Origin of the sequence: Hahella sp. KA22, from assembly GCF_004135205.1 — a bacterium.
In the GTDB taxonomy this organism is placed as follows: Bacteria; Pseudomonadota; Gammaproteobacteria; order Pseudomonadales; family Oleiphilaceae; genus Hahella.
This window is the reverse complement of the sequence record NZ_CP035490.1, coordinates 6,890,144-6,915,242: the sequence shown is the minus strand read 5'-3', so window position 1 is coordinate 6,915,242 and position 25,099 is coordinate 6,890,144. Positions and strand designations below refer to the sequence as shown.

The window sequence follows — 25,099 nt, the reverse complement described above, 5'->3', positions numbered from 1 at the left end:
TACCGTACATAGCCATTAAGACGGGTCGGGTGAGATGTGTAGATCAGGGAGGGGAATTACGACCGCTGAAATCAATGCTGAAGCTGCACACCGGGGCGTAAGTTTTGCCCCCGTGTGCTTGAGAACAGACGTCAGGCGAGTCTTTGGCGATCTATCAGATGATCGTATCGCCCTCGATGACGCGGACCTTATAACGAGACTGCAACCAGCCTAACTGATTCACCGTCCTTCTTTCCATTAACTGGCCTCGATCCAGCAACCATAATGGAGCTTGCTCCACAATGAGTCAGCGTTGCTTGTCCGCATCTTTAGCGGGCTTGCTTCCCTGAGGGTTCACCGGTTGCTGAGGACGTTGCGGCTGCGCTTTGGGCTGCTGCGGGTGATCCTTTTTCGGTTGATTTGGTTGGGGGTTCATATTGTTACCTATACGGACATAGTCCTGTGTGCTGGTAGGGCGCCACGTCAAAACCTGATGTCTGGGTGGCGGCTTGAGCGCTATTAACGACTGGCTCTAGCCCCATACTGGCGGATTATTGCCTGCGCATCGGTTTGCTAGCGAACATTTGGACGTCATTAAATGAAGAAAATAGGCGGCGTCGCTTTGATGGCGAACCAGGAGCAGGCTTGCGGGTAAGCATCAGGGGGACTTCACTTCCTGAAAGGACACCATGTGCTGCAAGTGTTCATCCCAAAGGCTCGCTTTAAAGCACTCGGCAATGTCTTTTGGAGCAAGTGAGGTGGTTACTGGCGATTGGAGTTCCGGAATGGCCGCCATGGCCTCAGGAAGGCGGTAGAAAGGAATCCTGACGTTGAGATGATGAATGTGATGGTAGCCAATGTTGCCGGTGAACCACTGCATAACTTTATTGAGCTTCATATAACTTGAGGATTCCATCGCCGCCCGATAAAAAGACCATGCTTCGGGTGAAATAATATGCATGCGTTTGAAACTGTGCTGGGCGAAGAAAAGATAGGAGCCCAGCGCACAGGCGACCGTCATGGGGAGTATGACCACGAAAAAAGCGGCATTGAAACTGGCGAACCAACACAGAGCTGCAATCAGACCGGTGTGGACTGATATCGACAGCAGCGAGTCCCAATGCTGCATGGGGTAACGAAGTAATGGCAGCAAACAGATACTGAAAGCAAATACAGTGAGGTAGCCCGCCAGTATTGACAATGGGTGGCGCTCGATACGGTATTTAAGTCGCTCCAGCTTCGAGGCGGCTCGCCACATTTCCGTCGTCATAAGCGGAAATGCCCCTGCGCTGGTCGCATTAATCATGCCCACATGGCCGTGATGATAGTTGTGGCTTTTTTTCCAGGAACGAGTGGGGGTAAGGGCGAACGCCGCGTAGACGTGAAACATAAGCCAGGCCAGACGGGAATTCTGTAGTATGGCGCCATGCATATAATCGTGATAGGTGATGAAGGTCCTGACCATCAGCAATGCTCCCAGCAGCGACAAGATCCCTTGCAACGGCCACCAGGGCGCCAGACCTGCGCAGGTCAACACAACGAACAACAAGATAAAGGTCGTACTGACATGCTTCCAACTCGTCGAAGGGACTTCCCGAGCGAAGGGTTGTGTGGCGATAAGCAGATCCTTTCCCACCCGAATGTCTGCGCTGTGTTCTGGTAGCACTGAGCCATCTTGGGGCAATTCTGACTGCACTGGAAAAGACATATCGCTCTCCTGTGTGCTTCCTGGTTTGGTTAACCCAGTGACTGCGCGTTGAACTGGCTTGCTCCGGGCGCGTTTCAGAGAGAGGCGGTGTGACTGTCGTTCAACGCTATGCAGATGGCTAAAATAATACTCATATCAACGTGCCGGTGATTAAGTCAGGCAACGCCTAAATCAACCGCATTATTGGGAAGGCTATGCGTGAGTAAGCGATCGGTCTCTTTTTTTACCACGGCATAGCATTCACAGCATTGTTTCTCAAGCTCCGCTCGGTTGAGGACGGTGATATGACCGCGGTGGTATTCAATAATGCCTTGCTTTTGCAGCTTGCCGGCGGCCTCTGTCACCCCTTCGCGACGCACCCCCAGCATATTTGCGATGAGTTCCTGAGTCATGGTCAACTTGTTGTCTGAGAGACGGTCCAGGGACAGCAGCAACCAGCGGCATAGCTGCTGATCTATTGAATGATGCCGGTTACAGACGGCGGTTTGCGCCATCTGCGTAATGAGCGCCTGCGTATAGCGCAGCATCAGTTGCAATAGTTCGCTGTGGCGATTGAACTCTTCCATGATCCTTGGTCCCGGCATGCGATAGGCGGAACCGGCGCTTTGTACGATCGCACGGCTGGGCGTGCTTTCGCCGCCCATGAAAACGGCGATGCCGATAAGCCCTTCATTGCCCACTACGGAAATCTCCGCCGACGCGCCGTTCTCCATGACGTAGAGCAGCGAGACGATGGAGTCGGTTGGAAAATAGATGTGACGCATGGCGGCGCCGGATTCATAGAGCACTGCGCCGAGCGGCAGGTCAATCAACTCAAGATGGGGGCGAAGTCGGTTAAGGATGTGGGTGGGGAGGGCGGCTAAGAGGTGGTTCTGTTGTAATCTGGGAAACATATACTCATCCATTTTCATCCATTGGCGTCGATCGAATATAGGGGGCGGCGAATACTGATTCTTATATTGTACATTTCGTTGCTTATTATTGTGCGGGAGACTTTGAAGCTATGGTCTGGATCATTGCGAAAGCTTTTTCATTAACAGTGGCCTTCATGCTAAGCCATTAATGATCTATGGATAATCAGGCGAACTCTGAAAATCTCATCGGGCGCCGCCCCATAGAGACAGACCCTGTTTGCTTTTTGTCAAAGCTGAAACGCCTCCAGGGCTTATTTCCGCGCTGGCAAAGACAGCGCAAGAGGAGGGGAGCTTCAGACCCCTCCTTACTGACTTGAAATCAAAGCGCTAAATCAGGCGACGATTAAGACTTACACTTATCTAAAAAGCCTTTAACCTGCTCATCCGCTTCGTCGCGGGTAAGCGCGTAGCGTTCCTGCACCAGTCCCGCCAATTTCTGCGCATTCCCTTCCGACTTCAATATCTCATCTTCAGTCAACTTGCCCCAGGCGACTTTTGCGGCCCCGACATGTTGATTCCACTTTCCCTTAATAGCGTCAATGCTGGCGGATTGTGTCTGTTGTTGCGGCGTCATCTGTTTCGCCTGCTGGGGGTGTTGTTGCGACCCTTGCGCATTTTTTTGAGATTGACCCTGGGGGGATGATTGTCCCGCTTGCGGAGATGTTTTCTTGTCATCATCCCTGGCGGCGCCTTTACTTGTATTTTGATCGCTTGGCTTGTTCATATTAATCTCCATTTATTCCGACGACTTGCCGGTGTGACAGCCATAATAGAGATTGCTCCAACCTGTAGTCGGTGCGTTAGCGCACCAAAAGCCTTTATTCCAATACGCTGAATTCTCCGCCGTCAGAGTCTGATAGCAGCTACAGGCGGCGGCTTCAAGTCTGTGGCGATCCAGTATGGATATTTCACCGCGTGTATAACGAATCAACTCATTGCATTGCAACGCTTTGGCGGCGATGCTGATGCTGCTTCTACGCACGCCCAGCATCATCGCCAGAAACTCATGGGTAAGGTGAAAATGGTTTTCCTGTGTATGGTCAAGTGCGATCAGGAGCCAGCGAGCCAAACGGGCTTCTACTTTATGGAAGTGAACGCAGGCGGCTTCCTGAGACAACTGTACGATCAGCATGTAAAGGTAATGGTTCAGCGTGCGTCTCAGGCAGGGAGTGTCCTGTAATAGTCTGCGAAACTTGCTGGCGCGCAAGCGCAATCCGATGCCGGCGCGACATACAATGGCCTGAGTCGGCGCAGTGGCGATCCCTAACGCCAGTGTCGCGCCAAACATGCCTTCGTTACCCACCAAACCTATGATCAAAGACTTTTGCTCTTTTACTTTGGCCATCAGGGAAATCAAGCCGGTAAAGGGAAAATATACGTAACGGTAATTCTGGCCAGGGTCGCAAAGTTCGGAGCCTAACGTGAACTTCATAAGTTCACCCTGTTCGATAATTTTATTGCGCTCCCTGCCAGGAAGATGCTGTAGCAAGTGATTGTGGGCGACGCCTGTTGTGGTGGACATGGGAGGATCCTCAGTTTATGAGCAAGGGCCACAGAGGAGAATGGATAGGCTCCGGCAGCCTTGTCATCAGTCTGAAGATAAGCGGCGCGTGTTGTCTGTACGGTGCGGAACAGAATCTAATTTTGTTTTACGCCAGCGCAACGCACACTTTTTGCTCAATAGGAAATACGGCTGGGCCAAACTGGTTATAGATCGCCACATCGGCTGCGTCCCTGCCATAGCCAATCGCCACATAGCCGCCTCGTTTAGACATCTGAGTTGCGTCGAAGGTATACCAGCGTCCGGCAACGAAGGCTTCAAACCAGGCGTGTAACTCCATAGGGCGCAAGGCGTGTAAATACCCCACCACCATGCGGGCGGGAATGCTCAGGCTGCGGCAAAGGGCGACGCCCAGGTGAGCAAGGTCTCTGCATACGCCAATCTGTTTTTGATTCACTTCAATCGCTGACAGCGGCGTTAAGCTGCTTCCTGGTTGAAATTTAATGGTTCTACGTAGCCAGCTTTCAATTTCCGCCACCTGATCGTAGCCGGGGTCCTGATTCAAGGTAATTTCACGCGCCATGTCATTAAAACAGTCAGACTCGCAGTATCGGCTGGGCAACAAGTACTTCAGGACATTGTCGGGCAGGCGTTGGACGTCGATAAAGGCGCCTCCGGGCTCCTCGTCAACATGATCGGAAGTCATGATTCTGGCGGAAGTATGGATTTTAAACGTCCCAGGCGGCGCCACCAGTCTCTGACAAAGATTGCCGTAGTCGTCTGTAAATTCGAAAACGGGAACGCTTGGGAAGAGTAAGTATTCTTCGGAGGCGATCCACTGTTGCGCGCCGCTTCGTGGGCGCAACATTAAGATAAATGGCGTGGGAACTGCGATGTCGAATAGGAGTTCACAGCTTGTTTTTAACCACATTGGCGAGGTCTCCGGGAAGGAGGCTTAAGTGATGTCCGTTACCCGGACATTCACCTCCATTGATGAACCAGGAACGCCAAAAAAGTCGCCCGCGATAGGAGGGATCGATTCTGGCAATCTGGCGACAGCGACAGCGATGTGCTCAGCTCCGACAATCGTTCCCCGGGTGGGGTCAAAGCCTTTCCAGCCGGCGCCGGGAATGAACACCTCCGCCCAGGCGTGCGTGGAGCCCACTTGCATCGACATGCCGTTGACATAGATGTAACCGCTGACGAATCTGGCGGCGAAGCCCAGCCGTCGGGCGGAGGCCATAAAAAGGTTGGCGGAATCCCGACAGGATCCTGAGCCAAGATAGAGGGTGCGTTCCGCGCTCTGAACGCCTTCCTCCTCGCGTTTTCGGTAGGCGATAGTCTGGAAAATGTGGTGGTTTAATCGCAGTAGCAGACTGATGGTCTGAACTGTTTCGCCATGCCGCCACAGCTTGTTGATCCAGTCGGACAGCCCAACGTTATCAGCGCCGCACGCGTCATCGATGTAGGGGGCGAGCACCGCTCTGTCTTCATCCAAATAGTGAAATGGATAGTCGACGGCGTAGTCCGCCACCAGGAAATCAAGGGGAGCGAGATCGTATTTCTGTATGAGGACTTCGCTGTATATTCTCAACCGTTTCACTTTGTCGATAAAACTGGCGACGGAAACGGAATTTCCCTCCACGTCACGATGCCAGCGCAGGGTCGCAGGAGGGGATATATCCAGCCTGGAGGACTCAATCCGCAATTCATGACCCTCTCTGGGGCGCAGCCGCAGTGTATGCGGGTACAACTGTACCAAGCCGGAGAAGGAATAGGTTGTCTCATGCCCGATCTTGTATCGCTTCATACCGAAATACGCCATCCTGTGTGGTGAGGTGAGATCGTCAGAATCGGGCGCCAGCCGTCGTTGCGGACGAGGGGCGGTGAAACCGCAGTATATTAATCCGGCAGGCAAATAGCATCCTTCTATTTGCCTGCAACGACAGGGCCTGCACATGTCAGGCCCTGTCTCACATACAGGTCAGTGCGGTAGCGCACCGACTACCGTCATTCTCGAGTATATGCTCGTCTTTCCAATGTGAAACAGGTAACAGGAGGTGCAGACATGGACAAAAATAAAGTTGAGGCCGAAGACGCTTCGCCAACGGCGGCCGCAAACTCAGAAAGCTCGACAAAAGAGGCTAACAGCTTCATTAAAGACAGCTGGATAACCATGAAGGTTAAATCCTCGTTGTTTCTCGACAAAAAGTCGCCCGGACTCAGCGTCGGAGTGTGCACTAAAGACAGTGTGGTGACGTTAACCGGCCACTTGCACAGCGCCGGTGAACAAATAGCAGCAGTGAAAGCCGCCAAGAGCGTGCGCGGGGTAAAAAAGGTAGAGACGAAAGGCCTGACCTTTGATCCCGATGTCGTCATGAGACATTAGATGCCGAATACCTGGGCAAGAAAACTCTGCTCCTCCCACCCTGTTCAAGGAACGCTTTCCAGAACGCAGGCGGTTACCTCTCAGCACTGAACTCTGGCGGCGTTCTGTAGGAACCTGCGCTTTTTTGTCTGTGACTAAACAAGATGCTGACGGCAAACCAAACCTGACGCCGACATAAGAAGCATGCTTATCGAATAGCGATTATGTACGAGGCGCAAGGCAGTCGCCCCCACCCTTAAAATGGAGACTCTGACATGAAAAGAGTAACTGCATTTCTTTCTGTGACCACATTAACCATAGGACTGGCGAGCTGCGCAAGCCGTACACTGCTCAGCGACCAAGCCGCATACCAACAATATCCCGTTCTACCTGAACTAAACGCACAGTTGACGCAAGGGCGAACTGACGATTTGAACGTATTGTCTCCGCAGCGTTTTAGTATGGCGTCCAAGTCTTATCAGGACGCTCTTGATCGGGGAAAAGCAGGCGATTCCAAAGCGGACAGTATCGCCAGGCAGGGACTGGCGGCGCTGGGCTCAGCCAGGGAAAACGCGCAACTTGCGGCCTATCATCTGGATGAGGTGTTTGCCGCACGCAAGAAAGCCTTAACGGCTAATGCAGATAAAGTGACCCCGGACATCTTTCGCCAGGCTGAAAGCGGCATGGTCAAGCTCACTGGGCTGATCGAAAAAGGTAATCTGGAAGAAGCCAAAGCTGGGCGCGCAGATATAGCCAGGCTGTACTCGAAAGCGGAGTTGGCCGCTTTGAAAGGCAATATCGTGGATCAGGCCCGTGACGCCATCACCGCCGCCAAGCGCAGAGATGTTGATAACCTGGCGCCTAAGACCATGGCGTTGGCGCAAGAAGAATATCAACTTGCCCTAAAGACTCTGGATGCGGATAGAACGGATACGGAAAGAGCGCAGGTTCACGCGCAAAAGGCGCTTTGGAACACGCTGCGGGCTGAGCATATCGCAGATATGATCACTCACTTCGAAGAATCGGATTTCAATGAGGAAGACAAAGTGATTTGGTATCAACAACAGGTAGCCAACATCGTCGCACCCGTGGTGAGCGACGCCTCATTTGATCTGTCTAATAAAGAGTTGGTAAAAGATTTAAATGCGCAATTAGCGGGTATTTTAAGTAAAAATGCTTCATCAGAGGTTGCATTGGAGAGAGCTAATGATAGAGCGCAGACCATGGCCTCAGAAAAAAAGGATATCCTCACTGAGCAAAAGAAAGCGGCGCAACGGGATCAGGCGATTAAGGAAAAGTTCATCGCTATTCAGTCGCTTTTCAGTCAAAAAGAGGCGGAAGTGTATAGGCAGTTGGATAACGTGTTAATACGGGCATACGGCTTTAATTTCCCTTCCGGTGAGAGCGAGATTCAAGGTGAAAACTATATCCTGGTGAATAAAATCATCGAAGCGATTCGTGAATTTCCGGGAGCCGCCATTGTGGTGACGGGCCATACAGATGACCGGGGTAGTACGGATATGAATCAGCTGTTGTCTGGTCAGCGTGCGGAAGTCGTTGCGCGTATTCTGGCTGAAATCGGACGCATACCCGCCCAGAAAATCTCGGCGCAGGGATATGGTGAGCAGCAGCCTGTCGCCAGTAATGAGACCGCTCAGGGCAGGGCCAGCAATCGTCGGGTGGAAGTGCTGATTGTGAATCCCGAGGACCTTGGGCAATAGCCTGGCGCGCGCTTGTTGTCTGGGCGCGCCATCGCCAGCTTGATGGTTGCGACGTCAGCGACGTCCGGCGTCCGCATCCATATCAGGTTGTTTACGTGATGGAACACTGCCGAACACCAGATCCCAGAATACACTGGTTACGCCGAAAAACACCGACTTGCCATCAGATTGGTGGTGCATTGCATGTAAATGTTTGCGACGTCTCAGCCAAGGCCCGTTCGCACGCCAGTGGTGGATGGCGTGATGGGTGACAGAGTAGGCGAGGTAACCGGTTACAATGCCGAACGTTAAAGCGCAGGCTCCCCACCGATCACTGATGATCCAGGCGGGAAGAAAGATCAGCACGAAGATCAGAGAGGCGCTCAATATGGTGGGCGCGCAGATCAGCGCCCTTGGGCGACGATGATGTTCAGCATGCCAGGTGCGAAACAGCGGCATGCCATGGAGGACAAAACGATGCAGCAGGTACTCAATGAGCGTCCATCCCATCAGGCCAACAAATATAAGCATCGCCAGCTCGGGGCGTTGCGGTCGTGGGCTTACTGATGTCAGTGCGATTCCCAGTGCAACGAAGGTAAGGAAATAGAGAACAAAGTCGGCGGCGTAGGCAGTTTTGCTGTGTTCCAATCTAAGTATATTCATAGGAGACCTCAACGCAGTGAGCACAATTGAAACAGCTTCACCTAAAGGGCGATGTCTATCAGACGTTCAGCCGTTCTGTGGCCGCTATTTCATATTGGTGGAGATGGATGTCAGATTAACCAGACCCTGACCTGTCGTCTGTACGGTGGCGTACATCTCTTCAAGACCGCTTAATGAAATGGCGAGGCGGGTGAAATAAGTCTGACGACCTGCGGGCTGGCCATTGTGCAGGTCAGTTAACATCTACATGAAACATCACGGCGCGAAAAAGGGGAGTATCTCTTTGGCAGTGCGCGCATTAAAACAGTGAGGACGCCTCTTATGCTGGTAACTTTTAAAACAGACGCCTATTCCAATGTGAATTTATTCGGGAATATTGCACAAACCTTCCTCAAGATAATGGGACATAGCGGGACCGTACCAGGATCACTTTCAGCCGCCGAAGTACCGGCGGCGCTAGATCGGCTTTCCAGGGCGATAGCAAGCGAGCAGTTCTCACAACCATCCGCGGAGGCCGCAAATGATGACGATGATGAGCCGACAGTGAGTTTGAGAAACCGGGCTCTGCCGCTCATTGAACTGCTAAAGGCGGCCGAAGACGACAACGCCGCCATCATGTGGGAATAATCGCGCCGAAGTGGATTAAGTCTATCGGTTGGGGCTCTGTGCCTCCGCGCAGGCGCATCCATGCGCCTGATGATTAATATGCCAATATCATTGCCATGTTAATAATAAAGTAGCGCTTGAGCCCCGGCTGGAGACAATGGCTCATATTCGATCACTTCAGTTTCATCGCCGCGTTGACAGATTTAACCCCGTCCACATTCCCCGAAACTTTGATGGCCTTGTCGATATCCGCCTGGGAGTTAACAAAACCGCTGAGTTGGACTATGCCTTTGTAGGTTTCAACATTGATTTCCGAGCTCTTCAACGAAGGCTCATTGAAGACCGCCATAATTACCTTCGCGGTCAACACGCTGTCGTCGATATATTCGCCAGTGCTTTCCTGGTTTGAGGTTGTAGAACAACCCACCCAAAAGGCCAACGTCATAGCCAGTAAATAGATGGTAAAGCGTTTTTTAGATGTCATGTTCAGAAGCTCCCGATAAGTAGGGCTGACGTTGTTTAATGTCAGCGGCTAAAAAGATGGTTCATTACGCTCAGACTCAACCTGGCGCTGGGAGTGTTCCTGTCTGCGGCTGTTTGGCCACGACAATATTGCGCCCTACAACCGCTCATTGCGATTCTCCCAGCGCCATCATTTCCCCATAGATGCTACGCCAATGCGCGCGCCTGTCTGTGCGCCGACGAACACAGCTATGAGCACGGTTTTCGAGCGAACTGACGCCTGTACGTTATCGTACCGACAAGGGCGCAGGATGCGTCCATGATGAAAGCTGAAACTAAAACCGGTGACTGGATGTATACAGTCGCTGAGATACGAATTATTCAGGAGGTTTTATGCCAGCCCCACTGTCGCTCATTCAAATGGACGCCTTAATCGCGATGCAGTTGAAAAACGGTGAACACTGGAAAGAGGCGCTATTGAAAGTTTGGGATGAACACGGCGATGACCATAACCCAGTCCTGCGCCACCTACGCGATACGCTGGGAGTAAAAGGACTTCAGCAAATCCATTTCTGATGACGCTATCAGCAGGTTTGAGTAAGCTCAAATCCCGAGGGATACATTTTTTTCTTGATGCCGAATATATATTCGGCTAAAGTGACTCTTATGAAACCTAAAGATGAGAGAAAACTTGAAGCCGTGATTACCGCCACCTGCCGCTTGGCGACAGAACGCGGACTCTTCGGCTTGACCCTGGCTCAGATTGCCAAAGAAGCTGGCATTGGCACCAGTACGCTTTATGTTTATTTCCCAGACAAAGAAACGTTGTTCAATGAAGTCTATCGTCAGGCCAAGAGAGAGGCTCTGGACTTCTACTCCACTGGCATTGACCAAACCCTGCCGCTAAAAAGCAAAGTGCGCAATGTATGGAATAAGATACTCGATCACCGCCTGCAACGCTTTGATAAGGTGACCTTTATGGAACAGTTTGTCGGTTCATCCTTCATGAGCGATGAAAGCCGCGCCTTTGTCGAACGACATGGTGAAGGACTGATACAGATTGTTGTAGAAGGGCAGAAAGAGGAAATCCTAAAACCGATTCCGATTCTTTTTATTAGCTCGCTATTTTTCGGGTCGATCCGCGAAACTGCGCGCCTTATTCGCGCCAGTTCGATCACTGATACCGAAGAAGCCCGTGAGATTGCCTTCCAGCTCTGCTGGGATGGCATACGATCCTAGGTATTTTTTTAACTTATAACCGAATATATATTCGACAAAGAGGAAATATTATGATGACTGAAACTAACCCTGTTGTTCTGATCACCGGCGCCTCAAGCGGAATCGGGCATGCGTCCGCTGTTTTGTTCGCTGAACGGGGCTGGAATGTTGTTGCGACCATGCGTAAACCGGCAGATGGCGGAGAGCTGACTCAAAATCCAAACATTAAAGTGCTTTCGCTTGATGTCACCGACCCTGCCTCGGTGGAGGCCGCTGTGGCCGAAACCCTCAATCAATTCGGACGTATTGATGCGCTCATCAATAATGCCGGTTACGGATTATTCGGACCATTTGAAACCGCCAGTGATGAACAAATCCGCCGCCAGTTCGCGACCAATGTCGATGGCATTTTCACAGTCACGCGGGCGGTTTTGCCGACAATGCGAAATCAGGGGAGTGGCGCCATTATCAATGTTGCTTCGCTAGGCGGGATTATCCCTCTTCCTTTTTTCTCTCTTTATAACGCGACTAAATTCGCCGTGGTTGGATTTACCGAAGCTTTGTCCTATGAGCTCGCTGCATTTGGTATCCGCGCCAAGACCATTGCGCCAGGTGGCGTGGCCACCGATTTTGCCGGTCGCTCCATGGCGCGAACTTTCGGTGACGGAGAGAACCCCTATAGCGCCAATCTTACTAAAGCGCTAACAGCAATGAGTGAGCGTCGCGGTAACTATTCCACACCTGAGACAATTGCCGAGGTTATATACACGGCAGCGACTGATGAGACAGGCAAAGTCATGTATCTCGCAGGACCCGACGCAGAACAGGGGTTTGAATTGCATCGAAGCCTTCCGGAAGAGAAGAGATTAGGGATGATTCGCCAACACGCAGGCTTGTGACGGACACGACCTGACATGACAGAGGAGGATATACGATGAAAGTGGGTATTATCGGCGCTACGGGAATGCTGGGGCATCATACGGGGGCGGCATTGTTGTCGAGAGGTCATGAAATTGTCGTCATTCATCGCAGAGGTTCCGATCTCAGTAAAATCAAAGATCTGCGGTTTGAATCAAGAATTGGTGATCTTCAAAATGCTGAAACTTCTACACGGATCGCTCGTTTCATCTCGACGGGAAAACTCGACAACAGTATTTTTGTTCATAGCGGTCTTATGTGTTGATTGACTTGTTTGGCGACAACAAATCAACCAGATACGCCGCTTCTTTTCAAACTTGCCGAACACCAGATTCAGTTATAACTCGCAGGCGAAGTGAAGCTTTTGCTGGAAAGCAATGACGAAACAGAGGTAACGATTCACGTCACGTCACGTCACGTCACGGATAGGGGAGCGGGAATACCTGCTGGTAAAATTGAAAGTATTTTTGATGAGTTCTACCAGCTCAATAATCCGGAGCGGGATCGTACTAAAGGACTTGGTCTAGGACTCTCTATCGTGAAGCGGCTGACGCAATTAATTGGATCTGAAATAAGCGTGGACTCTCAGTTGAAACAGGGGGCTACGTTTACATTCAGTTTGCCATTGGGTGACCCGAACTTGGTGAAGCAAGAAACTTGCATCGATTATTTCCCCAATCAGAATTTATCCGGCAAGCAGATTCTGCTCATTGATAACGAGGCGGATATCAGACATGCGATGACCAAAGCGCTATCAGCCTGGGGGTGCGATGTATCAAGCTGCCAATCCAAGATGGAGGCGCTTGAACTGTGCAAGGGAGTTATTCCTGACCTGATTATCGCGGACCTTCGACTACGGGAAAATCTTACTGGAATTGACGCCATCAACAGCATTCGAGCCTTACTGAATGGTGAAATTCCAGGACTTCTGATCACCGCCCCGGAGCATCTCAGCGAGGCTGCGCAGAGCGGATATAAGTTACTGCATAAACCATTAAAACCCGCCGAACTGCGCCTGAACCTTTTGCATATATTCAGGGCGACTCCGGCCAGCTCAAAACAAGCTGTTTAGAAAATGGAACCTCCTGGGGCCGCTCAAAACAGACAATCACCCCATATAGCTTCTGAGAAAATTATTGGAAGCTTAGCAGAGGCATTTTACGCTGATCCGACGATGGTCTATTTGTTTCCTGACCATGAGAAGCGAATGTCGCGACTGCAAACCCTTATTTCCGTGATCACGAAGGTCATCATTCAACAGCGAACCATGTACGCGGATCATACTCATCAGAGCGTTTGTCTATGGCAACAGCCCCGCGTTAGCTGGCAAAGTATTTTCTATCAGGAATTACTTTGCGCGACCTTACTCTATCGTTTAGCGCCCGCGGCTAAGCGAATCGTCCAGCTCCACTTCGTACAGCAAAAAAATCGCCCCAAGTATGCGCACTGGTACCTTTTTATGGTTGGCGCTAAACCCGCCGTGCAAGGAAGGGGGCTTGCGACGGGATTGATACAGCCGGTTTTGCAGCATTGCGATCAACAGGGCATATCGGCATATCTTGAGTGCTCAAAAGAGACGATCAGCTTTTATCTCCGGTTTGGCTTTCGGGTGTTTAAGGAAGCAAAAATAAAAAATGAACTCACTTTGTACAGCATGTTGCGAGCGCCAGGGCAGACGCAAGAGCGCATCTGAGATAAGAAATGCGGTGATGGAGTCAGTACAGACGTTTAATAAAAGAGGAGGAGAAAATGGCGCGCCCGAGAGGATTCGAACCTCTGACCTTTGCCTCCGGAGGGCAACGCTCTATCCAGCTGAGCTACGGGCGCTTTAGGGCAGGTTGTAATGTGGAGTCCCTTCGAGACTCAACAAAACAGGGTGCATATGATAGGTAGATTGTCGTTTTCTGTCTATGTCTGAATCGCGTTTGACGCGATTTTTCTTGATTTCTCTTCTTTTATTCCGATCCATGGCGAAGATTCTGGCCATGCGTTGTTATGGCCGTTGGATCTGGTTGTAGATCACCCCCTTCTTTTATTTATGCGTATTTATGCACCACTTTGATAATGGTCAGACGCTTGAGTGGCGCGAATAAGGGCGTCAACAACGATGCCCGTGACTTATCAGGCTGATGGTTCTTACGTTAAATCAGCAGTTTAGGGCGTGGCATATTTTATGCTGAACGATTATAGAAGCCTGTCATTGATGCTGTGGATCGGCGCGCTGAGGGATGGGTGCTTTTTACTGAGCTTAAAACACTACCGTAATAGTAGGAGTGGACAATGCAATCAGGTCTGGTTAGTACTTGGCAAGACGCAACGGCCTCTTTCATCTTTGCCGATAGCCCCGACGCCTCCATCCTCGCAGCTTTGGCGTTAGGAGCGATGGTATATGCGGCGCTGCGTGTCGCCTCCACAAGGCTCGCGCAGAAAAAAGTCTATATCAAACGCCGGGACGATTGAAGCGATCAGGCAGGGCGGGCTTGTTTTCCCCTGCCTTTTTTTAGCCTGCGCCAGTCAACCGTCGCGTTGACCCACGCCCAGCAACAAGGAGTCTAGGGATGGTTGATTTTCAGATGACCCGCGCCGCCGCGCACTTAGGTTTGCAGGTGGTCGCTGTGGCGTTAGAGGATGTGAAAACAGGGACTACACGCCTTATCTGCATGCGCTAAGAAAAGTGAAATTGGCGCAGGCGCTGGCGATGTATCGGGGTTGTGATCTGGACTCTGACCCCCATATTGGCGGCTATCGTCGGTTAAAGGAGTCGGTGGCGCGATCCTGGAAACGCTTCCCGGTCTCTGTGGAAAACCTGATCGGAACCCTGCGGCGCAATGGCGATATTCCGTTAATCAGCCCTGTGGTGGATATCTACAACCTGATGTCTTTGGAGCGAAGAATTTCCATTGGCGCTCATGATATCGACAGGCTGGATGGCGACGTGCGCCTGGATATCACCCGGGGTATAGAGATGTTCGCTCCCTTGGGGAGTGAGGATCAGGCGCGAACGCCAGTAGGGGAGTTTGCCTACCTGGACGCTGCTGACCGGGTGCTGTGCAGGATGGATTGCCGACAATCCAGGGAGACTTGTCTACAGCCGTCGAGCCGTAGGATGTTATTGATTTTTCAGGGGCATGCCGACATGGCCGCGGAGAGTGTACGCGCCGCCGCCAACAGCTGTATCGACCTTATCCTGACCTACTGCGGCGGCGACTGCACGCAACGCTTCGAATGCCTGCATGAATGAGGTTTATGGAGTATTTCCTCGGCGGAAATATATTCCTTTTGGCGCAGTGCAACGGCCCGATATCCACTTTACAATCGACTTATATTCATTGCAGTCCATATTTACAGACACATACTGGAGTAACGCATTCATGGATCTTAGCTGTTTCAAAGCCTATGACATCAGAGGCCGCGTGCCTGACCAGCTGAATAACGATATCGCGGAACGGATTGGCCGCGCCTATGTTGAGGTGACCGGAGCTAAGAAAGTAGTGGTTGGCTATGACATCCGCCTGTCCAGCCCCGCGATGGCTGAAGCCCTGAGCAAGGGGTTGATGGCGGCCGGCGCCGATGTTTACGACATCGGGCTGTGCGGTACAGAGCAGGTGTACTTCGCGACTTTCTATCACAAAATGGACGGCGGCATCATGGTTACCGCCAGCCACAACCCTCAGGATTACAATGGCATGAAGCTGGTTGGCGTGGACTCCCGCCCAATCAGCTCTGATACCGGCCTGCTGGATATCAAAGGCAAAGTGCCGGGCGAATTCAAAGACGCCGAGAAGCCAGGTTCCTATCACAAACTAGACACCCTGGAAGCCTATATCCAGCATCTGCTGACCTATGTCGACGCTTCCGCGTTGAAGCCAATGAAGGTCGTGGTCAACGCGGGCAACGGCGGTGCGGGCTTGGTGATTGACGAGCTGGAAAAACACCTGCCGTTCACTTTCGTCAAAGTGCATCACGAGCCAGACGGCCACTTCCCGCATGGGGTGCCTAACCCTCTGTTGATGGAAAACCGCGACAGCACCCGCTCTGCGCTGCTGGAATCCGGCGCTGATTTTGGCGTGGCCTGGGACGGCGACTATGACCGCTGCTTCCTGTTTGATGAAACCGGACGCTTCATTGAAGGTTACTACATCGTAGGCCTACTGGCGGAACAATTGCTGAGCAAGCATCCTGGCGCTGGCATCATCCACGATCCGCGTCTGGTGTGGAATACCATCGACGTGGTCGAAGCGGCGGGCGGTAAGGCTATTCAGAGCAAAACCGGCCATGCTTTCATCAAGCAACGCATGCGTGATGAAGACGCTGTGTACGGCGGCGAGATGAGCGCGCACCACTATTTCCGTGATTTCGCTTACTGTGACTCTGGAATGATTCCCTGGTTGATGGTGGCGGACCTGATCAGCGCTACCGGCAAGTCGCTGTCCAGCCTGATTGATGATCGCATGAAAAAGTATCCGGCCAGTGGCGAAATCAACCGTACCCTGGAAGATGCGGGCAAAGTGTTGAAAGCAATCGAAGATGAATACGCGCCTGAGGCGAAATCCGTGAACTTCGTGGATGGCCTGAGCGTGGAATTCGATGACTGGCGTTTTAACCTGCGTATGTCCAACACCGAGCCTCTGGTGCGCTTGAATGTGGAATCTCGTGGGGATCAGGCGTTGATGGAAGCGAAGACTGCGGAATTGCTGGCGAAAATCGACAGTATCTGATTCGGCTGAGCTAGCGGTAAAAAGTCAGATACAGAAAAGGCCGGCGTTCTTCGGAGCGCCGGCCTTTTATTTTATGCGTGACCCGTCCTGAATAGATCAGGGAGCGCGTTTCCAGGAAATATCCACCAGCTTGCCGGCTTCAAAGCGCAGGATGAACAGCGTCTTGTTCGGCTGCAGATAAATCCAGCGCTCAATTTTAAACTCCCGGGTTTTATCGTCCGTCAGCCCATAACCGATCAGACTGATGTCGTCCGGCTGGCCGCATTTGGCCTGAACTTCGTAATCCAGATCTGACTCCGAAACCAGATCTTTGCCGCATCGCAACGCCCAGCTGGAAGCGGACACAGAACAAAGTAATAGTGCTAGGAAGAGGCGCTTAACGCCTGATGAGAGGACCATGCTTGAACCACCGCCATAAACCAGATGATATATAAAGAGGCTATCAGCAGATATATGAACACTCGCTGAACAGGCTTCCCGCCAGATGCTTGCTCTTCCGTCTGACCGATGCTCTCCACCCAGCGGATATAAAGATTGCCGCAAAAACCTGAAATCACCAGAAAGCTGGAAATAATAGGTATCAGCCAAAGTCCGGGGGAGACCACTTCGCCTTGTTTCGCCATTTGGGCGAACAGATACATAGAGCCGATCAACGCGGCGAGGGCGACGAATTCTGTGATGATGAGGTGGCGTCTATAAGGAGCGAGGCGCATCAGCGTTACCATGACGTTGCTGGATTGGAGTCTGCGCTGAGGATAATAAGCGCGGCCCCTCCGCTTTTGGCGTCGGGGTAGGCTCGAGCCTTGTGAGCGCGAACAAGTGCGCCCGGTTAAGCGCGTCGGGCATTATAGCGGGGCCGTCATGGCGAATCCACTTTTCGTCCCGAGTCGTAAAATGTAATCAGAAAAGCGCGTCGGGGCGGGCGATAGGCGCGTTTTCAGGCTTTCGCCCGGGAACTGTCATGGATCAAAATGCGCGCCGCAGGCCCCTTGATAACCCGGAGCCTCTGCTTTATTTCTGCGGCGATGCCGTTATAATGCGCCATTAATAATTTTAAGCTGCTGATGAGGATGGGTCGTGAAGACAACCGTGAAAGCGATTACCGCAATGTTGGCGATGGTGTTTGCGGGCACTGTGTGGTCATTAACTCCAGCTGAAGAGAAGATTGCAGAACGCATCAAACCTGTCGGAGAAGTGTGCGTTGAAGGTCAGGAATGTAAAGCCGCTCAGTCCGCTGTAGCTGCCGCTGCGCCGTCCGGCCCACGTGAACCGGCTGATATCTACGGCGGTAAATGTTTCGCCTGTCACGACACTGGCGTCGCCGGCGCGCCTAAGAAAGGCGACGTGGCGGCATGGGCTCCACGTATTGAGCAGGGCATCGATACCCTGGTGAACCATGCGATCAACGGCATCAGAAGCATGCCTCCACGCGGCACCTGTAATGACTGTACTGACGATGAGATTAAAGCCACGGTTGAGTTTATTGTGAGCCAAAGCCAGTAAGCGCTCCTCCGTAGCAAAAGAAACCGCCGCAAGGCGGTTTTTTTTCGCCTGTTGTTTCCTCTTTTTATTCGCCCGTCTTTATTTTCATGGGCGTTCTGCGTGAGACTCCATTCGTATCAATAGGTTAAATGTTCGTCTTTGGGCGGATAAAATTCTATTGAATGCAAAATGAATACAAAATGTATTCAAAAAGGATTTTTTATGTAAATATGATCCTTCGATAGCAATTCAGGTCTCCCTGAACCAACAAGAGGTGCAAACCCAATGAGAATAAGAAGACTCTGTTTATCCTTTCTGCTTTCGTTGTCCGCATCCACTGGCTTCGCCGCCACTAAGTGGGACATGCCTACCCCCTACGCGGACGGGACTCATCACACGCAGAACATTCGTGAATTTGCGGCGGATATTGAAAAAGCCACTGGCGGCGACCTGAAAATCGTGGTCCACTCCGGCGCTTCCCTGTTTAAACATCCTGAAATTTTCCGCGCCGTGCGCACTGGACAGGCTCCCATAGGCGAAGTCTTCATGGGGCTGCTGGGCAATGACGATCCCATCTATAAAGTCGATAACATTCCATTTCTGGTGACCAGCTTCGACGGCGCCAAGAAACTCTATGACGCGAGTCGCCCACATATTGAAAAGAAACTGGAGAAGCAGGGACTTAAGCTGCTTTTCAGCGTACCCTGGCCGCCCCAGGGCATTTACACCAAAGATAAACTGGGCGCTATCGATGACCTGAAAGGTCTGAAAATGCGCGCATACAGCCCATCCACTTCGCGCTTGTCCGTGCTTTTGGGCGCGACGCCCACCACCGTACAGACTCCGGAAATTCCACAGGCGTTCAGCACCGGCATTATCGACGCCATGGTGACCTCTCCTACGACTGGCGTTTCCAGTCAGGCCTGGGATTTTTCCCGTTATTACATGGATAGCCGCGCCTGGATTCCCAAGAACATGGTGTTCGTGAATCTGCGTTCCTTCAAACGTCTGAGCAAGGAACAACAGGATGCAGTGCTGCAAGCGGCCAAAGTGGCGGAAGAGCGCGGCTGGAAAATGGCGGAGCAGGAAACCACTGAGAAAACGGCTGACCTGGCCAAGCATGGCATGAATGTGACTGAACCCACGCAGGCGTTTATCAGTGAGTTCAGCAAAGTCGGTCAGACCATGGCGAAGGAATGGCAGGACGAAGTCGGCGCTGAAGGCGTTGAAATCGTGAAAGGACTCAATGGCGGCTAACATTTTTAGCGCCTGTTCTTTGGGCGGGCTCGTCTGAGTCCGCCACACCCAATAAAAATAAAACCCATAAACGCTGTGGATGATGAAAATGCTGAGATATACGCTCGACTGCCTGTATAAGTCCGGCCTCGTCCTGGCGTCCGTCAGTATGGTGCTGATCTGTCTGTTGATGACGATGCAGATAGTGGGACGCTGGTTTGGTCTGATTGTTCCTTCCGTTGAAGATTTCGTTGGTTACTTCCTGGCCTCGGCCACCTTTTTCGCCCTGGCGTACAGTTTTCGCCACAACAGCCATATCCGCGTGACTTTTCTCACCCGGCAGGTAAAGGGCGTCGCGCAACGTTACGTGGAGCTTTTTAACCTGACCGCGTTGCTGATTCTGGTCGGCTTCATCACCTATGCGGTCGGCGCCTTTGTGTTGGAAACCTATGAATTCAACGACGTCAGCTCGGGCTACATCGCGGTTCCTTTATGGATGCCGCAAAGCGTGATGTTGGCGGGGCTGGCTTTGTTTTTTATCGCTGTGCTGGACGACTGGATCACCGCCCTGCTTAAACGTAAACCCAGCTACGTAGCGGCTCAGGAAGCCGGCGAAGCGGCGGCGGAGTAAGTGTTGATGGATACCTTGCAATTAACGCTTGTGCTGATGGGGGTGTTATTCACCTTCCTGGCGTTTGGCTTCTGGGTTGGCGCAACCCTGTTCACGGTGGCTTTTGTCGCCATGCTGTTTAACGACAACGCGCAGATTGGCGCCATCATGGCGAACACCACCTGGGGCGCTTCTTCCAATTGGACATTGTCCGCCCTGCCTCTCTTTGTCTGGATGGGGGAAATACTGTTCCGAACCCGGCTGTCGGAGGATCTGTTCGAAGGCCTTGCGCCCTGGCTGCGGCGTCTGCCTGGCGGACTGTTGCATGTGAATATTCTGGGATGCGGCATTTTCGCTGCGGTGTCCGGTTCCTCTGCCGCCACCACCGCCACGGTCGGAAAGATGAGTCTGCCGGAACTGAAAAAGCGCGGTTATGACGAGACCATGGCCATCGGCACGCTGGCCGGCTCTGGCACTTTGGGACTGTTGATTCCGCCCTCGATTATTTTGATCGTGTATGGCGTCGCGGCGGAAGTGTCCATTGACCGCCTGTTCATGGCGGGAGCGATTCCCGGCCTGATGCTCATCTGCCTGTTTATGGGCTATACGGCGATCTGGTCTTTGTTGAACCGAGATAAAGTACCGGCGGCGGAAGGCGGAACCGATTTGAAAACCAAGCTGACCGCCTTGAAGCGATTGCTGCCGGTCACCTTGCTGATCGGCTTCGTCATCGGCTCTATCTACGCGGGCGTCGCCACCGCCACGGAAGCGGCTACTCTCGGCGTGCTTGGGTCGTTGGCGTTGACGGCCCTGACCGGGTCGCTGAGTTGGGATATGTTCAAACGCAGCCTGATTGGAGCGGTGTGCACCTCCTGCATGATCACCTTTATTCTCGCAGGCGCTTCTTTTCTTACTGTCGCTATGGCGTTCACCGGCATTCCACGTGAGCTGGCTGAATTCATCGGCGGCCTGCAATTGTCGCCGGCGTTGCTGATCGTCGCGCTGACATTCTTCTTCATTCTGCTCGGCTGCTTTCTCGATGGAATTTCCGTCGTGGTGCTGACGACGTCGGTCATTCTGCCATTGGCGGAAAAGGCCGGATTCGATTTGGTCTGGTTCGGCATCTATTTGGTGCTGGTGGTGGAAATGTCGCAGATCACGCCGCCGGTCGGCTTCAATCTGTTTGTTATCCAATCCCTGACCGGCAGGGATATTTTCAGAGTGGCCCGCTATGCGACGCCGTTTTTCCTGATCCTGGTGGCGGCGGTGGCGCTGCTCAGCAAGTATCCGGAAATTGCGTTGTGGCTGCCGCAGACGCTGAGCAGTCGCGGCTGAGCGGGTTTAGAGATTTTTTGAGGTGACAGACATAATGACAACACAGAATACAAACACGGCGGGTACGGGTAAATGGCGTTTCTGGGTGGACCGGGGCGGCACGTTTACAGACATTGTGGCGCGGAATCCGGCGGGAGAATTGATCACTCATAAACTGCTTTCCGAGAACCCGGCGCAATACCCTGACGCGGTGCTGGAGGGCGTGCGCGTACTCATGGGCGTGCCCCGTGGCGCGCGAGTGCCTGAGCAGGATATCGAAGAAATCAAAATGGGCACCACGGTGGCCACCAATGCGTTACTGGAGCACAAAGGCGAACCAGCCTTGCTGGTGGTGAGCAAAGGCTTCGCCGACGTTCTGCGCATTGGCTATCAAACGCGTCCGGACCTGTTCGCTCTGGATATTCGTTTGCCGGACATGATCTACGCCGAAGTGGCGGAAGTGAATGAACGCATCAATGCGCAAGGCGAAGTGCTGACTCCGCTTGATGTGGCGGGCGCGGAAAAATCGTTGCGCGCGGCATACGAACGTGGCCTGCGCTCCTGCGCTATTGTGTTCATGCACAGTTACGCGTTCCGCGAGCATGAAAGCACAGTCGCGCAGCTGGCCCGGGATATCGGTTTTACCCAGGTGTCGGTGAGCAGTGAGTTGAGTCCACTGATGAAAATCGTCAGTCGGGGCGACACCACGGTGGTGGATGCGTATCTGTCGCCGATTCTTAAACGCTATGTTAATCAGGTGTCTGGACAACTGGGCTCTATGGCCAGCGAGCCGGGACGCTTGATGTTCATGCAGTCCAACGGCGGATTGACCGACGCCCGCGTATTCAATGGCAAAGACGCTATCTTGTCCGGTCCCGCCGGCGGCGTGGTGGGCATGGTGAAAACCGCTGAAGCGGCGGGCTTCGACCAGTTGATCGGTTTCGATATGGGCGGTACGTCCACGGATGTGTGCCATTACCGCGGCGAATATGAGCGCAGCTTCGAAACGGAAGTGGCCGGTTTCCGCCTGCAAACACCGATGATGTCGATTCATACGGTGGCGGCGGGCGGCGGCTCGGTGCTGAAATTTGACGGCTCGCGTTATCGCGTAGGACCGGAATCCGCCGGCGCTTATCCTGGGCCAGCCTGTTATCGCAATGGCGGTCCTCTGACGGTGACCGACTGCAACGTCATGCTTGGCAAACTGCAGGCGGATTATTTCCCGAAAGTGTTTGGTCCTGAAGCCAATCAGTCGCTGGACGCAGAATGCGTACGGGAAAAATTTGCGGCGCTGGCCCAGCAGATTCAGGAACAGACCGGCGATACGCGTACGCCGGAGCAGGTGGCAGAAGGCTTCCTGGCGATTGCGGTGGATAACATGGCGCACGCCATCAAGCATATTTCCACTCAGCGCGGCTATGATGTGCAGGACTACACCCTCTGCTGCTTTGGCGGCGCCGGCGGGCAGCATGCTTGTCTGGTGGCGGACGCCTTAGGAATGAAGCGGGTATTTCTGCATCCCTACGCCGGCGTTTTATCCGCCTTCGGCATGGGACTGGCGGATGTGCGGGAAATAGCGGAAACCACGGTGGAGAAGCCCCTGTCGGACGCGTTGATTGCTGAGTTGACGCCCCTGGTCGAGCGCATGACCCAGGACGCCGCCGCCAGGCTAACGGAACAACGAGTGCCGGCGGCGCGCATTGAGTCCTCCGCGCGGCTGCATATTAAGTATCAAGGTTCCGACACCTCCATTCTGGTGGCGCTGGACGCAGTGGATGCCGTACGTCAGGCGTTTTCTATTGAGCATGAGAAGCGCTTCGGGTTTGTCGTCGCCGATAAAACGCTCATGGTGGAGGCGGTGCAAGTAGAAGTCTCCGGGCGCGGCGATGCGCAAGTGGCGGCGACTGCGCCCTGTCAGGGCGGTGAGTTGACCCCGGATAAAGTCCTGCCGCTGACGACGGGCGGCGAGCAGTATCAGGCTCCTTTTTATGTGCGTGAGAATATTCCCCAGGGACGCGCCATTGATGGCCCTGCGGTGATTGTGGAGAAAATCGGCGCGATCGTAGTGGAGCCAGGCTGGCGTGCGCAGCTGACGGATCGCAATGACGTAGTGTTGGAGCGCGTCGCCGCGCGTCCGCAGCGCCATTCGATAGGCACTGACGCCGACCCGGTGATGCTGGAGATCTTCAATAACCTGTACATGTTCATCGCAGAACAAATGGGGCTGGTGCTGCAAAACACCGCGGTGTCGGTAAACATCAAAGAGCGACTGGATTTCTCCTGCGCGATTTTTGACTCAGAAGGCGAACTGGTAGCCAATGCGCCGCACATGCCGGTGCATCTGGGTTCTATGAGCCACAGCATCAAGACAGTAATGGCGCGCAATGCCGGAACCATGCGTCCCGGCGACGTGTTCATGCTGAATGATCCTTATAACGGCGGCACTCACTTGCCGGATATCACCGTCATCAAGCCTGTGTTCGACAGCGCTGGGGAAAACATCTGTTTCTACGTAGCGTCACGGGGACATCATGCGGATGTGGGCGGCGTGGCTCCGGGCTCCATGCCGTCGGATTCCAGTCATATAGATGAAGAAGGCATTCTGCTGGATAACGTCAAACTGGTGGATGCAGGCGTCTTCCAGGAGAAAGTGACTCGGGACCTGTTCCTGTCCGGTCCTCATCCCGCGCGCAATATCGAGTTCACGATTGCGGATCTGCGCGCCCAGGTGGCGGCGTGTGAGGCGGGAGTGCAGGCGCTGCAGAAAGTGGTGTCCCAGTATGGCCTGGAAGTGGTTCAGGCTTACATGAAGCACGTGCAGGAAAATGCGGAAGAGTGCGTGCGCCGGGTCATTGATGTGTTGTCAGATGGCGAATTCGAATACGCCATGGACGACGGTCATAAGGTGCAAGTGAAAATCCAGGTGGACCGCGACCAGCGCGCGGCGACGGTGGATTTCACCGGCTCCAGTCCGCAGCACCCGCGTAATTACAATGCGCCGCTGGCGGTGGTGCATGCGGCGGTGCTGTATGTGTTCCGCTGTCTGGTCAATGACCAGATTCCGCTCAACGGAGGCTGCCTGCGGCCATTGCAGATTGTTGTTCCGGAAGGCTCCATGCTGAATCCTTGTTATCCCGCGGCAGTCGTAGCGGGCAATGTTGAGGTCTCCCAGCTGGTGGTGGATGCATTGTTTGGCGCGTTGGGCGTGAAAGGCGCTGCCCAGGGCACGATGAACAACCTGACTTGGGGCGATGAAGAGTTCCAGTATTACGAGACTATCTGCGGCGGCGACGGCGCGACGGCCAGCGCTGATGGCGCAGGGCCGGTGCATACGCACATGACCAACTCGCGTCTGACTGACCCGGAAGTGCTTGAGTGGCGTTTCCCGGTATTGCTGGAGGAGTTCAAGGTGCGGCGCGGATCTGGCGGCGATGGCCAGCATCGCGGCGGTGACGGTGTATGTCGCAGCTTGCGATTCCTCAAGCCCATGCAGGTGAGCATTCTTTCCAATCGACGGGAAGTGGCGCCCTATGGCGCATCCGGCGGCAAGCCCGGACAAGTGGGCGTGAACCGGGTGATTCGTCGCAGTGGCGATGTCCAGTCTCTGGGAGCCCAGGTCAGCCTGCAACTGGAAGCGGGAGATCGCCTGCAGATTGAAACCCCCGGAGGCGGTGGTTTCGGCGAGTCGCAAAAGGACTAGAC

29 protein-coding genes and 1 tRNA gene are annotated in these 25,099 nt (G+C 53.3%); 17 read left to right on the top strand and 13 right to left on the bottom strand.

Annotated features, from left to right (window positions below; all coding sequences use genetic code 11):
• Positions 1-286 precede the first annotated feature (286 nt).
• From EUZ85_RS31885 to EUZ85_RS30775, 7 genes are all read right to left on the bottom strand, one after another.
• On the bottom strand, positions 287-415 hold the full coding sequence (locus tag EUZ85_RS31885) for a hypothetical protein (protein WP_255509304.1): 129 nt from the start codon (positions 413-415) through the stop codon (positions 287-289).
• A 222-nt stretch (positions 416-637) separates the two neighbouring features.
• Positions 638-1,687 carry a fatty acid desaturase gene (locus EUZ85_RS30800; RefSeq protein WP_127973891.1) on the bottom strand — a complete coding sequence of 350 codons (1,050 nt, stop codon included), beginning with the start codon at positions 1,685-1,687 and terminating at the stop codon, positions 638-640.
• A 155-nt stretch (positions 1,688-1,842) separates the two neighbouring features.
• A complete protein-coding gene (locus EUZ85_RS30795; RefSeq protein WP_127973890.1) occupies positions 1,843-2,580 on the bottom strand; it encodes a Crp/Fnr family transcriptional regulator in 738 nt (245 codons plus the stop codon).
• 364 nt (positions 2,581-2,944) lie between these two features.
• Positions 2,945-3,325 (bottom strand): CsbD family protein, encoded by a 381-nt coding sequence (locus EUZ85_RS31785; RefSeq protein WP_241566905.1) that lies wholly within the window; start codon positions 3,323-3,325, stop codon positions 2,945-2,947.
• Between the two features lie 12 nt (positions 3,326-3,337).
• On the bottom strand, positions 3,338-4,123 hold the full coding sequence (locus EUZ85_RS30785; protein ID WP_127973889.1) for a Crp/Fnr family transcriptional regulator: 786 nt from the start codon (positions 4,121-4,123) through the stop codon (positions 3,338-3,340).
• A gap of 127 nt (positions 4,124-4,250) precedes the next feature.
• The gene (locus EUZ85_RS30780; RefSeq protein ID WP_127973888.1) at positions 4,251-5,033 is read right to left on the bottom strand and encodes a transglutaminase family protein; all 783 of its coding nucleotides are present in this window, start codon (positions 5,031-5,033) and stop codon (positions 4,251-4,253) included.
• A gap of 24 nt (positions 5,034-5,057) precedes the next feature.
• Positions 5,058-5,912, bottom strand: coding sequence for a transglutaminase family protein (locus EUZ85_RS30775; RefSeq protein WP_127973887.1), 855 nt, complete (start codon positions 5,910-5,912; stop codon positions 5,058-5,060).
• Positions 5,913-6,170: 258 nt separating this feature from the next.
• Between EUZ85_RS30775 and EUZ85_RS30770 the strand changes: the two genes are divergently transcribed.
• Together EUZ85_RS30770 and EUZ85_RS30765 are read left to right on the top strand one after the other, a co-directional pair.
• Complete coding sequence (locus EUZ85_RS30770; RefSeq protein ID WP_011397173.1) at positions 6,171-6,491, top strand: BON domain-containing protein; 321 nt, start codon at positions 6,171-6,173, stop codon at positions 6,489-6,491.
• A gap of 254 nt (positions 6,492-6,745) precedes the next feature.
• Positions 6,746-8,191 carry an OmpA family protein gene (locus EUZ85_RS30765; RefSeq protein ID WP_127973886.1) on the top strand — a complete coding sequence of 482 codons (1,446 nt, stop codon included), beginning with the start codon at positions 6,746-6,748 and terminating at the stop codon, positions 8,189-8,191.
• 54 nt (positions 8,192-8,245) lie between these two features.
• Here the strand turns inward: EUZ85_RS30765 and EUZ85_RS30760 are convergent, their stop codons facing one another.
• Together EUZ85_RS30760 and EUZ85_RS31310 are read right to left on the bottom strand one after the other, a co-directional pair.
• Positions 8,246-8,833, bottom strand: a complete 588-nt coding sequence (locus EUZ85_RS30760; RefSeq protein WP_127973885.1) for a sterol desaturase family protein — start codon at positions 8,831-8,833, stop codon at positions 8,246-8,248.
• Between the two features lie 84 nt (positions 8,834-8,917).
• The gene (locus EUZ85_RS31310) at positions 8,918-9,076 is read right to left on the bottom strand and encodes a hypothetical protein (protein WP_164887400.1); all 159 of its coding nucleotides are present in this window, start codon (positions 9,074-9,076) and stop codon (positions 8,918-8,920) included.
• Positions 9,077-9,154: 78 nt separating this feature from the next.
• Here EUZ85_RS31310 and EUZ85_RS30755 point away from each other — a divergent pair, with 78 nt between their 5' ends.
• Entirely contained in the window at positions 9,155-9,460 is a 306-nt protein-coding gene (locus tag EUZ85_RS30755) for a DUF1840 domain-containing protein (RefSeq protein WP_127973884.1), read from the top strand.
• Between the two features lie 151 nt (positions 9,461-9,611).
• Here the strand turns inward: EUZ85_RS30755 and EUZ85_RS30750 are convergent, their stop codons facing one another.
• Positions 9,612-9,923 (bottom strand): BON domain-containing protein, encoded by a 312-nt coding sequence (locus EUZ85_RS30750; protein WP_127973883.1) that lies wholly within the window; start codon positions 9,921-9,923, stop codon positions 9,612-9,614.
• 371 nt (positions 9,924-10,294) lie between these two features.
• Between EUZ85_RS30750 and EUZ85_RS30745 the strand changes: the two genes are divergently transcribed.
• The 6 genes from EUZ85_RS30745 (at position 10,295) to EUZ85_RS30720 (ending at position 13,730) form a co-directional block, all read left to right on the top strand.
• Positions 10,295-10,477 carry a hypothetical protein gene (locus tag EUZ85_RS30745; protein WP_127973882.1) on the top strand — a complete coding sequence of 61 codons (183 nt, stop codon included), beginning with the start codon at positions 10,295-10,297 and terminating at the stop codon, positions 10,475-10,477.
• 90 nt (positions 10,478-10,567) lie between these two features.
• Positions 10,568-11,140 carry a TetR/AcrR family transcriptional regulator gene (locus tag EUZ85_RS30740; RefSeq protein WP_164887399.1) on the top strand — a complete coding sequence of 191 codons (573 nt, stop codon included), beginning with the start codon at positions 10,568-10,570 and terminating at the stop codon, positions 11,138-11,140.
• A 50-nt stretch (positions 11,141-11,190) separates the two neighbouring features.
• Entirely contained in the window at positions 11,191-12,018 is an 828-nt protein-coding gene (locus EUZ85_RS30735; protein ID WP_206617974.1) for an SDR family oxidoreductase, read from the top strand.
• A 35-nt stretch (positions 12,019-12,053) separates the two neighbouring features.
• Positions 12,054-12,302: an NAD-dependent epimerase/dehydratase family protein gene (locus EUZ85_RS30730; RefSeq protein ID WP_127973880.1), complete on the top strand. Its 249-nt coding sequence runs from the start codon at positions 12,054-12,056 to the stop codon at positions 12,300-12,302.
• A gap of 90 nt (positions 12,303-12,392) precedes the next feature.
• Positions 12,393-13,109, top strand: a complete 717-nt coding sequence (locus EUZ85_RS30725) for a hybrid sensor histidine kinase/response regulator (protein WP_127973879.1) — start codon at positions 12,393-12,395, stop codon at positions 13,107-13,109.
• Positions 13,110-13,244: 135 nt separating this feature from the next.
• Positions 13,245-13,730, top strand: a complete 486-nt coding sequence (locus tag EUZ85_RS30720) for a GNAT family N-acetyltransferase (protein ID WP_164887398.1) — start codon at positions 13,245-13,247, stop codon at positions 13,728-13,730.
• A 57-nt stretch (positions 13,731-13,787) separates the two neighbouring features.
• Here the strand turns inward: EUZ85_RS30720 and EUZ85_RS30715 are convergent.
• Positions 13,788-13,864 (bottom strand) — tRNA-Arg (locus tag EUZ85_RS30715).
• 453 nt (positions 13,865-14,317) lie between these two features.
• On the opposite strand from EUZ85_RS30715, the gene EUZ85_RS30710 reads away from it, so the two are divergent.
• The 3 genes from EUZ85_RS30710 (at position 14,318) to EUZ85_RS30700 (ending at position 16,755) form a co-directional block, all read left to right on the top strand.
• Positions 14,318-14,497, top strand: coding sequence for a hypothetical protein (locus EUZ85_RS30710; protein ID WP_127973877.1), 180 nt, complete (start codon positions 14,318-14,320; stop codon positions 14,495-14,497).
• 214 nt (positions 14,498-14,711) lie between these two features.
• Positions 14,712-15,278: a B3/4 domain-containing protein gene (locus EUZ85_RS30705; protein ID WP_127973876.1), complete on the top strand. Its 567-nt coding sequence runs from the start codon at positions 14,712-14,714 to the stop codon at positions 15,276-15,278.
• Between the two features lie 130 nt (positions 15,279-15,408).
• Positions 15,409-16,755: a phosphomannomutase gene (locus EUZ85_RS30700; protein WP_127973875.1), complete on the top strand. Its 1,347-nt coding sequence runs from the start codon at positions 15,409-15,411 to the stop codon at positions 16,753-16,755.
• A gap of 96 nt (positions 16,756-16,851) precedes the next feature.
• Here EUZ85_RS30700 and EUZ85_RS30695 read toward each other — a convergent pair whose 3' ends face one another.
• Together EUZ85_RS30695 and EUZ85_RS30690 are read right to left on the bottom strand one after the other, a co-directional pair.
• Complete coding sequence (locus EUZ85_RS30695) at positions 16,852-17,100, bottom strand: DUF2845 domain-containing protein (RefSeq protein WP_241566904.1); 249 nt, start codon at positions 17,098-17,100, stop codon at positions 16,852-16,854.
• Between the two features lie 17 nt (positions 17,101-17,117).
• Positions 17,118-17,480 (bottom strand): hypothetical protein, encoded by a 363-nt coding sequence (locus EUZ85_RS30690; RefSeq protein ID WP_127973873.1) that lies wholly within the window; start codon positions 17,478-17,480, stop codon positions 17,118-17,120.
• A 352-nt stretch (positions 17,481-17,832) separates the two neighbouring features.
• Here EUZ85_RS30690 and EUZ85_RS30685 point away from each other — a divergent pair, with 352 nt between their 5' ends.
• The 5 genes from EUZ85_RS30685 (at position 17,833) to EUZ85_RS30665 (ending at position 25,097) form a co-directional block, all read left to right on the top strand.
• Complete coding sequence (locus tag EUZ85_RS30685) at positions 17,833-18,258, top strand: cytochrome c5 family protein (RefSeq protein WP_127973872.1); 426 nt, start codon at positions 17,833-17,835, stop codon at positions 18,256-18,258.
• Positions 18,259-18,522: 264 nt separating this feature from the next.
• Entirely contained in the window at positions 18,523-19,494 is a 972-nt protein-coding gene (locus EUZ85_RS30680) for a TRAP transporter substrate-binding protein (protein WP_127973871.1), read from the top strand.
• An 88-nt stretch (positions 19,495-19,582) separates the two neighbouring features.
• Positions 19,583-20,104 carry a TRAP transporter small permease gene (locus tag EUZ85_RS30675; protein ID WP_241566903.1) on the top strand — a complete coding sequence of 174 codons (522 nt, stop codon included), beginning with the start codon at positions 19,583-19,585 and terminating at the stop codon, positions 20,102-20,104.
• A 6-nt stretch (positions 20,105-20,110) separates the two neighbouring features.
• Positions 20,111-21,418 carry a TRAP transporter large permease gene (locus tag EUZ85_RS30670; RefSeq protein ID WP_127973870.1) on the top strand — a complete coding sequence of 436 codons (1,308 nt, stop codon included), beginning with the start codon at positions 20,111-20,113 and terminating at the stop codon, positions 21,416-21,418.
• Positions 21,419-21,452: 34 nt separating this feature from the next.
• The gene (locus EUZ85_RS30665; RefSeq protein WP_127973869.1) at positions 21,453-25,097 is read left to right on the top strand and encodes a hydantoinase B/oxoprolinase family protein; all 3,645 of its coding nucleotides are present in this window, start codon (positions 21,453-21,455) and stop codon (positions 25,095-25,097) included.
• Positions 25,098-25,099: the final 2 nt, after the last annotated feature.